The sequence below is a fragment of the Nocardioides sp. genome (genome assembly GCF_035429765.1).
Classification (GTDB): Bacteria; Actinomycetota; Actinomycetes; order Propionibacteriales; family Nocardioidaceae; genus Nocardioides.
The window spans coordinates 1-2,660 of record NZ_DAOMFK010000293.1; the positions used below are offsets into that span (position 1 = coordinate 1).

At 75.9% G+C, this 2,660-nt stretch carries 3 protein-coding genes; all 3 read right to left on the reverse strand.

The genetic code is table 11. The annotated features are described in order from the left end of the window. A partial coding sequence (locus tag PLP61_RS16370; protein WP_502889098.1) for a DUF2201 family putative metallopeptidase occupies positions 1 to 837 on the reverse strand: 837 nt, incomplete at its 3' end. Further along, complete coding sequence (locus PLP61_RS16375) at positions 834 to 1,970, reverse strand: AAA family ATPase (protein WP_324503830.1); 1,137 nt, start codon at positions 1,968 to 1,970, stop codon at positions 834 to 836. The genes PLP61_RS16375 and PLP61_RS16370, both read right to left, overlap by 4 nt. A gap of 1 nt (position 1,971) precedes the next feature. Next, on the reverse strand, positions 1,972 to 2,660 hold a 689-nt coding region (locus PLP61_RS16380), incomplete at its 5' end, for a hypothetical protein (RefSeq protein ID WP_324503831.1).

Sequence of the window (2,660 nt, forward strand, 5' to 3'; positions counted from 1 at the left end):
GACGACCACCGCCACGCGGGGCAGCGGGCGACGTACGCCGGGCAGCACGACGCGGGGCAGCGAGCTGGCCCGCCGCGAGGGCCGGGCGTAGGTGTAGTCCGCGCGGCCGTTGGTCCAGCCGACCGCGCGGCGTACCGCGCCCGCGAGCAACGGCTCCCACGCGATCCGCGGCTCGAGGATCCGGGTGGCCCAGCGGCCCGCCTCACCGGGCACGAGTCCGCGGGTGGTGACGTGCTCGCGGTACTCGATCGCGACCCGCCGACGGATCTGGGTCGCGGCCTCCCGGTCGACCCCGCCGAGGTCGACGTCGGGCGGCAGCTCGTGCGCGCGGCGCACGCCGTCGCTGCCGCTCCCGCACCCCTCGGTGGGCGGCAGCCCGCCCGCACCGGACTCGGGCGACTCCACCGGGAGCCCGGACAGCATCGCGTAGTACTCCTCCGTCGACAGGTCCGGCGGCAGGCCGAGCTCGGCGGCGTCCCGCAGGCTCTCGTAAGGGAGCCCGGCGTCGTCGAGCGTGCGCGCGACCGTCGCGTCCGCGGCTGTGTGCCAGTGCCCCGCAGTGGTGGCGTCCACGTGCAGGTCGCGGGCCCGGTCGGCGTGCTCGGCAAGCAGGTGCCACGCCAGGTGGGCCAGCTCGTGCCCGACCACCGGCACCGGTGCGGTCGCCAGCCAGTCGGGGTTGACGTAGAGCCGCCACTGCTCGTCGACGGTCATCGTGGGTACGTCGCCGCACGCGACCGGCACGAGCGCGTAGAGCGCGTGGGCGAGGTAGGGCAGGTCGGCGGTCTGCTCGCTGACCAGCCACAGCTTCGCCGCGGCGAGCCGGTCGAGGTTCACGCCGCGCCCTGGTCGGGCAGCAGCCCCGCCAGGGAGAGCGCGGGCGCGAAGACCACGATGTCGCGCGGCACGTCGGCGCCGGCCGGGCGCATCCCGCCGCGCACCAGCGCGCGCACCACCGGCACGGCGGGATCCACGCCGACCGCGCCCGCCGCGTTGGCGCACAGCCGCACCGCGTCGCTCCAGCGCTGAGCCGTGGAGTGCGAGGCGACCGCCCCGAGAACGCCCTGGAGCATCACGTGCACCCGGTCGGCGCGGACGCCGTCGAAGTGCGCCGCCTCCGGATCGGCCAGCAGCACCTCGGGGTCGACGAGGTCCTGGCTAGCGGCGTAGCTGAGGAACTCGTGCGCCACCGCGTCCCCCACGCAGCCGGCGACCAGCAGGCGGCGTACGGTCGCGGGCGCGCCCGTCGCGCGGGCGTACGCCGAGAGCCGGGCCGCGTAGTCCCACGTCCGTGGCGTCGGGAACGCCCGCCCGCGCCCGGCCGCGTCCTTCGGGATCACGCTGAGCTGGGAGCTGCGTGCCCGGAGGAACCCCGAGACCAGCACCTTCTCGCGGGTGACGGCTGCTGCGAGCCCCGGCACGTCGGCGTGCACCGGCATGGTCGGCCAGTCGCCGGTGACCAGGCACTCGGCGTACACCTCCAGCGGCAGCGACCAGTCCAGGTGCACGAACCGCGAGGCCGTCGGCGCGGCGAGCTCCCAGCCCGCGGTGGCGACGTCGGCCGGGTTGGCGGCGGCGACGAACGAGACGTTCTCGGGCAGCTGCACCGAGCCGACCTGGTAGTGCGTCAGCGGCCGCAGCGCCGCCGCCTGGAGGGCGGGGGAGGCGGTGGAGAACTCGTCGAAGAACGCGATCGCGGGTCCGGTGGTCCGGGCGAGTCGCTGGGCCCAGCCGGGGGCGGCCAGGTTGACGGTGCCGTCGCCCGCGATCACCGGCAGGCCGGCGAAGTCGCTGGGCTCGTAGTGGCTCACGATCAGCGTCTCGACGTGCCAGCCCTGCGCAGCGGCGGACTCGACGACCGCGGTCTTGCCCTCACCCGGGTTGCCCCACAGCAGCACCGGGATCCGTGCGCTCACGCAGATCCCCAGCGCCTGCAGCTGGTGCTCGTAGTCCTCCCGCGTCCTCGCCACCTCAGCCCACTCCCTTCTCCCGCAGCGCCGGTCGGCGCAGCGGCTCGTCCAGCATCGTCGCGACGTCGTGCGGGGCCCGCGCCCCGAGCTCGATGAAGCCCCTCACCCGCTCCCGCGACCCCGCCAGGGCGAGCATCACGCCCACGTGGGTGCGCGAGGGGCGGTTCGGTACGCCGACCAGCTCGCGGCACAGCGCGTCCAGCGCCAGCGCGGAGGGCCGGTAGTCGGCCAGCCCGAACCGCTCGAGCAGCGCGAAGTCGTCGGCGTCCGGGGTGCAGCCGGCGGTCGCCCAGTGCGCCAGCCGGGTCGCCACCGTCCGCACCGGCAGCCAGCTGCTCTCGGCGATCCGCTCGGCGGAGCCGTGGGCCACCCCGGCCCGGACCAGGACCTCGACGGTGCGCCGGGTCAGTCCCTCGTCCAGCCAGCGGCCGCAGGCCTGGGGGTCGTCGGGGTCGTGCAGCCCCTCCGTCCACGCCAGCCACACCGCCACGTCGGGGTCGGGCGCGTGGGACAGGGTGTCGGCCAGCCACGCCAGGTCCACGTCGGTGTAGGCCGCGCCGAGGTAGAAGAACATCGGCAGCGGCTCGGGCACCCTCGCCGCTTCCCACCACCGCACGACGAGGTCGGGGTGCAGCTCGGCCCGCCACAGCTGGACCAGCCCGCCGGGCTCACGGACCGTCTCGGCCCCGC